The following is a 5,241-nucleotide window of genomic DNA, read 5'->3' as shown; positions in this document are numbered from 1 at the left end:
AGACACTCCAGAGAGTGTCCCAGGCTGAAGACAAATTGGAGATGAGCCAGTTTCCGGTTTCACATAATAAATGGAAGAAACGATGAACAGCAAGACAACCAACACTTTAATTACGACCATTATATTATTGATTCTAAAGAGAATCATTATTCTTTTCTCTATGTATTATTATGAAATAATACACCAAAATTATTCTAATCATTCATACACCAATAGTTTGACGGAATCAATGTACATCACTATACTTATTAAGTCTTAAAAAAAGTACGGCAATTATGCTTAATAATTGAAGAAGGTGACATTCATGGATTTTACGATTACCTATCTGTCTTTTTATTTAATCCAAGTAGAAGGAAAAGGCGATCAGGCTGATAAGCGTTTTAAACATTTCCAAACACTCGATACCCAAGAATACGAGGAAAGTCCTCTAAAGGACTTTTTGGATGGGGAATTGATGAAGATTTCCAAACGAAAAGTGGACCGCCATCCAAAAACTGAACAAATACCGACGAAAATCGGTTCTTTTATTGTCGAAGAAGGGCATGCCCTTGATTCCAACCCTAATTATAATGTATTTAACCGAGTTCGATATGCTAAAACGAAAGAAGAATTCCAAGAGGAAAATGAACAATTCACGCGGTCCTATATTGATACAAGTGCCGTCCGTGGGGGTGTCTTCATAATCGCCGCTGCTAAATTATCGAAATATCTTGATGAACCATTCGTTTTCTTATTAAAATGTGATTTCGAGCCAAAGGTTGCTTCGATTTCGGATGAACGGACCCTGATCAGGCACGTTGAAATGGCAATCACCACGAAAAATATGAAATCCATACAATACCCCTACATGCCCGAAGAAGGAATGGTCGAAGAGGGCGAACTGAAAATCCACCAGGCTTCACATGCCCGTTACTTCGAGGACTTTTTGAAATTCGTCGAATATGGCGAATCGATGCCGGAAATCATGCGTAGTCAAATAGTCGGTATAGTGAGCGAACATGTGAACGTCAATTATGAGGCGGACAGCCCCGAAGTAGAGGAATTTCATGCGGATATCGAGCAGTGGGCGGTCAGTGAAAAACGCGAGTTGCGGGAACGTCTTGATACGCACCAAATCGTTGAGGCTGCGGCATCTATGGTCGAAATTACGCCTGACTTAGACCTGAAAATGAAGCTCGATCACGTCGGAGTTAACGCCCTACTTTCGGACTTTGGTGAGGCGGTCCACGTTGCGAAATTAAATGGTAAATATGTAACGATAATTGAGTCGGATTCAATTGTTTTTGAGAAGAGCGTAAGTCCAATCGAATTTCTAAAACCCGACGAATTGGACGAGGTAATCGCAAGAATACGCGCCAAAAACGGTGGTTAATATTAGGCGATAAAAAACGGAAATAGGGTCGGAGTCACACGTTTAGTGACCGGGAGTGTGACTCCTTAGTGACTCGTCAGTGACTGCATTCTATACCTACGTTAGATTTCCTTATTACGGGCGGCCCATTGCGGTCGCTTTTTCTAATTTCTTAGACTACGGTTATTCCCGTACCTCCACCCTTTTAATACTTACGATAACAATTATTAATCGCTTTACCTATATCCAATAAAACTAGATTACCTTTCACCAACTCATCGGCGTACCATTGCTTTCGTTCTTTTTCAGTTAGTTTCATAAGATCTGAATTAATTATAATGGTCGAATTCCCACTCTTCATCTTATATTCAAAAGGTTTCTTCTCGTCTTCCATGTTACTTCCTCCAATCACCGTTTCTTACAGCGTTTCTATAGTGCAGAGAAAATAAACGTTAATTGGCTTGACCTTTCGTTCCCCAAGTAAATAGCGAATGATACGGAAGCTTGCGTAGGTTAGCTTTAACAGCCGGCATGCACCGATTGCAATAGTAATTGACGTAATCCTTACCTTTTTCATATAACGGAGTTAAATTGCTAACTTCTTCCCACTTTGCACAATACATACACATCTTCTTTTCTTTCATAAGCGCCCCCTCCGATTCTATCATGCTTTTTCCTTACAGCTGACAGCTCCTCCGCCACCTTTTCGTACCCCTCCGTTCCACCTGCGTAGCTGCTCCGTCTAATGAATATGGCTAAGATAGGTAGTCTATAATACGAGTAGAGGTGAGATTAATTGAGTAGACCTGAAGGACTTACGATTTATATTTACTTACGAAAATCACGTAAAGATATAGAAGAAGAACGAAAAGCTGCGGACTCGGGCGCATCGTACGATACACTCCAACGTCACCGTGATACGCTACTTTCCGTCGCCAAAAAGGAATGCCACACAATCTCAGCTATATACGAAGAGGTCGTATCTGGAGAATCTGTAATGGAACGCCCCCGTATTCAAGAACTTCTCCGTGCTATTGAGGCGCATAATGTTGACGCTGTCCTCGTAATGGATCTCGACCGTCTTGGACGCGGTGATATGCTTGACCAGGGCTTGCTCGACCGAGCCTTCCGCTATTCGGCCACGAAGATACTAACGCCCACAGAATCGTACGATCCGTCGTCAGAAACGTGGGAGCTTGTTTTCGGAATCAAGTCGTTAGTAGCTAGAGAGGAGCTAAAAGCGATTACCCGTCGTATGCTGCGCGGACGTGTAGCTTCGGCCGGCGAAGGTAAATCCATTTCGAAGATTCCTCCCTACGGTAACTTACGCGATGAAAACTTACGCCTATATCCCGACGTCGATACCGCATGGGTCGTTAAGAAGATGTTCGAAATGATGCGCGACGGGCACGGACGCCAAGCTATTGCGCAGGAATTGGACAGGCTCGGAATCAAGCCGCCTAACACGCGCCGTGAAACGTGGTCGCCGAGCAGTATTACCGCAATCATTAAAAACGAAGTATATCTCGGCACGATTATATGGGGCCAGGTAAAATACGTTAAGCAGAATGGTAAGTATCAGAAGAAAAAGGTACCGCGCGAAAACTGGACGATAAAAGAGAACGCGCATGATCCGTTAGTTTCGACGGAGCTCTTCGAAGCTGCTAATCGGGCGCACTCCGGGAGATGGCGTCCATCCACCGTAACCGAAAAACGGCTGAGAAATCCGATGGCTGGCGTTCTGAAGTGCGCAGTCTGCGGTTTTTCTATGCTGTACCAGCCTCGACCTACTCGACCTAATGATGCTATCAGATGTGTGCAACCTAGGTGTAAAGGCGTACAGAAAGGATCTTCGATTAACATCGTCGAGGATCGATTATTTGAAGGACTTGCGGCGTTGGTGAATCAGTTAGAAGTGCAGGCCGAAGTCGCAACGCCTAATAATGCCGATGATATTTCGTACAAACGTCTTCTAGTCGATAAGAAGGCACAAGAACTTTCGGAGCTCAATAAGCAGAAAAGCAGACAGCACGATTTCCTAGAACGCGGGATATATGATATCGATACATTTATGGAGCGCCAGAAAAATCTCACCGATCGGATTGACGGAATTGAAGCCGAGATACGAAACTTAAAGTCGGAAATTGAGAAGGATGACTTGCGTAATCAAAGCGTTGACGAATACTTGCCGAAATCAATGACCGTTATCGAAGCGTATCAACATGCCGATATCGAGCGAAAGAATGCGCTGCTGAAGGCCGTGCTCGAGAAGGCGACGTACCTTCGCAAAAAGGAATGGACGAAGCAAGACGAGTTCGTGCTACAGTTATATCCGAAGATCTGACCGCTTAACTGGCGGTCTTTTCATTTGCTCATGCCAGGCCTTTTTTACGTTAAGTATATACGAATATACGTTCGTTATCAATCACCAAAATGAAGGGCATAGACTTTGTCTAATTCTTCGCTATCTTTCGTTCTAAGCCAGTGCTTATTAACGTATATAATATCGAGGTGATATTAATGGCTAACGCAAATGTTTATAGGACTGATGAGAAAAACACTCTTTTCGATTTCTTCTACAATAATACCTTGATTGTTTCAGTTACTTATACAGTAGGAAACGAGTCTCGGGAAGTTGAGGGGTTGATTTCAGGACATCACCCTGAAGTAAGCATGATTTCCGTGAAACACAAAACGGAAGGTAGGGACTACTGTGTCCCGATTAGAAATATTGAAGAGATTGTTATTGTCGGCCCGTGTTAGTCCGCGCTACCCGCGGGCTTTTTTATTCGCCCCTTATTGAACAAACGTCCTAAAATTACATATAAGAAAAACCGACCAATTTGGTCGGTTATTTTCCTTGATAACAGGTTCCGCAATATATATTTCCGTACGCTTCATACGTTTCGTTATCACTTAAAGTTTGACGGCATTCTGAACACTCGAATGAATCACGTCCATTGTAGTCATAAAGTGAACCGGAGTTACCCGTTTTGTAATCACTCATGCTGTCACTCTCCTAGGTGTCGTTCTCCGTATATGTCTATGCCCAATCCAACGCAATAATTACATAATAAAAAAGAGCCCGCCATTAGACGAACTCTACGAAACTAGGCAAGCGCAGCAGGCCCGCCTTAGTTAGATTACGATATTTAACTCGGCATTTAATTGGCGCAATGTACTCGTAGCGATCCGATTCATCTATCGCCTGTGCCGCATAAACTCTGCGCTTAGCAACCGGTGGCACGCCGAGCTCCATAACGCCAGCATAGCGACCATCGTCGAAGTTAAGCTGCCATCCGAACTCGTGCTTCGCATTTGGCTTCCGACGGCCAACAACGTACACATCAACGTACCGGTACTTAATCACCTTCAGCCAGCTGTGCGAACGTTTACCGACTTCGTATCGCGAGCACTTGTGTTTCAGCACCACGCCTTCAAGCGCCTGTCCGCAAACGGCTGCGAAAAAGGCTGCGCCGTGACCTTCGAAAGCAGGGCGGAATCTCCCGCACCAGGTCGGCGAGTATTTCCTTGCGGTCGAGCAGCGGTAAGTTGGTGACGGACTGACCTTCGTGCTGCAGGACGTCGAACGTGGCGAAAGTGACGGGCGTGCTGGCGCGATTACTTTGAAACCGGCTCATCATCGCTTCGAAGTCCGGCTTGCCAAGGGGTCAGTTGAAATGAGCTCCCCGTCGAGCGTAGTTCCGGGCGAAATGCCTAGCGAATGTAGCTCCGGAAACTTAGCGGTTACTTCATTTTTTATCAAGACCTAATTATAAAAAACCTTAATAAATAGAGGAGATTACATATTAGTCATGTATAATATGCACCCTCCTTTTTTCTTTTAATGAACTAAACCAGCTAATAGGATGTCAATATCTTTCTCTAAT

General features: G+C 44.3%; 7 protein-coding genes and 1 pseudogene. 3 read left to right on the top strand and 5 right to left on the bottom strand.

The features are described from left to right. Positions 1 to 304 precede the first annotated feature (304 nt). Complete coding sequence (locus tag IOC57_RS25300) at positions 305 to 1,372, top strand: DUF3900 domain-containing protein (protein WP_207441337.1); 1,068 nt, start codon at positions 305 to 307, stop codon at positions 1,370 to 1,372. 184 nt (positions 1,373 to 1,556) lie between these two features. On the opposite strand, the gene IOC57_RS25295 is transcribed toward IOC57_RS25300, so the two are convergent. Both IOC57_RS25295 and IOC57_RS25290 read right to left on the bottom strand, forming a co-directional pair. Beyond that, positions 1,557 to 1,745 (bottom strand): hypothetical protein, encoded by a 189-nt coding sequence (locus IOC57_RS25295; protein ID WP_207441336.1) that lies wholly within the window; start codon positions 1,743 to 1,745, stop codon positions 1,557 to 1,559. Positions 1,746 to 1,803: 58 nt separating this feature from the next. Next, the gene (locus IOC57_RS25290; protein WP_207441335.1) at positions 1,804 to 2,019 is read right to left on the bottom strand and encodes a hypothetical protein; all 216 of its coding nucleotides are present in this window, start codon (positions 2,017 to 2,019) and stop codon (positions 1,804 to 1,806) included. Between the two features lie 128 nt (positions 2,020 to 2,147). Between IOC57_RS25290 and IOC57_RS25285 the strand changes: the two genes are divergently transcribed. Continuing rightward, positions 2,148 to 3,695, top strand: a complete 1,548-nt coding sequence (locus IOC57_RS25285) for a recombinase family protein (protein ID WP_207441334.1) — start codon at positions 2,148 to 2,150, stop codon at positions 3,693 to 3,695. Between the two features lie 176 nt (positions 3,696 to 3,871). Beyond that, complete coding sequence (locus tag IOC57_RS25280; RefSeq protein WP_207441333.1) at positions 3,872 to 4,114, top strand: hypothetical protein; 243 nt, start codon at positions 3,872 to 3,874, stop codon at positions 4,112 to 4,114. An 88-nt stretch (positions 4,115 to 4,202) separates the two neighbouring features. On the opposite strand, the gene IOC57_RS25275 is transcribed toward IOC57_RS25280, so the two are convergent. The 3 genes and pseudogenes from IOC57_RS25275 to IOC57_RS26685 all read right to left on the bottom strand — a co-directional run bounded on the left by IOC57_RS25275 (position 4,203) and on the right by IOC57_RS26685 (position 4,992). Next, on the bottom strand, positions 4,203 to 4,358 hold the full coding sequence (locus tag IOC57_RS25275; RefSeq protein ID WP_207441332.1) for an LIM domain-containing protein: 156 nt from the start codon (positions 4,356 to 4,358) through the stop codon (positions 4,203 to 4,205). Between the two features lie 84 nt (positions 4,359 to 4,442). Continuing rightward, positions 4,443 to 4,811: pseudogene (locus IOC57_RS26690) on the bottom strand (ATP-dependent DNA ligase); the annotation flags it as partial. Next, complete coding sequence (locus IOC57_RS26685; protein ID WP_396020890.1) at positions 4,789 to 4,992, bottom strand: ATP-dependent DNA ligase; 204 nt, start codon at positions 4,990 to 4,992, stop codon at positions 4,789 to 4,791. The pseudogene IOC57_RS26690 and the gene IOC57_RS26685, both read right to left, overlap by 23 nt. Between the last annotated feature and the right edge of the window lie 249 nt (positions 4,993 to 5,241).

Source organism: Bacillus sp. SD075 (assembly GCF_017355165.1).
Lineage (GTDB): Bacteria > Bacillota > Bacilli > Bacillales > DSM-1321 > Peribacillus.
Note: the sequence above shows the minus strand (reverse complement) of the source record. Positions and strands in the feature narration are given on the sequence as shown.